The sequence below is a fragment of the Pseudoalteromonas sp. SG45-3 genome, assembly GCF_014164075.1.
GTDB classification, from domain to species: Bacteria; Pseudomonadota; Gammaproteobacteria; order Enterobacterales; family Alteromonadaceae; genus Pseudoalteromonas; species Pseudoalteromonas distincta.
Window position 1 is genome coordinate 1 of sequence record NZ_JACJEN010000070.1, and the last position, 390, is coordinate 390.

Consider the following 390-nt stretch of genomic DNA (forward strand, 5'->3'; position numbering starts at 1 on the left):
AGCCTGGTAATGTCCTACTTTCACATAGCAAATGCTACACTATCATCGGCGCTGTTTCGTTTCACTACTGAGTTCGGCATGGAGTCAGGTGGGTCCAAAACGCTATTGTCACCAAGCAAATTAGGTGCAAAGAATCAATGACAAACACGTAGTGCTACCATTTTCTTTGCGCAAGGTGCCTCAATGTTAACGCTACGCGCTAAGAGTCACCTCTTGAATTTGGAAAATATCTGATAATATTTTTTAAGTCTTTCTTTAAGTAATTTCTACTTTAGTCATATTAACTTCTGTCAAACTGTCGCATAAAACGCGTTTGGCGTTGTATGGTTAAGCCTCACGGGTAATTAGTACAAGTTAGCTTAATGGCTCACACCACTTCCACATCTTGCC

Annotated in this window: 1 rRNA gene; it reads right to left on the reverse strand. The window is 40.8% G+C overall.

The features are described 5' to 3' along the window. Position 1: 1 nt before the first annotated feature. Positions 2-116: ribosomal RNA gene (gene rrf / locus H5126_RS21305) — 5S ribosomal RNA — on the reverse strand. Between the last annotated feature and the right edge of the window lie 274 nt (positions 117-390).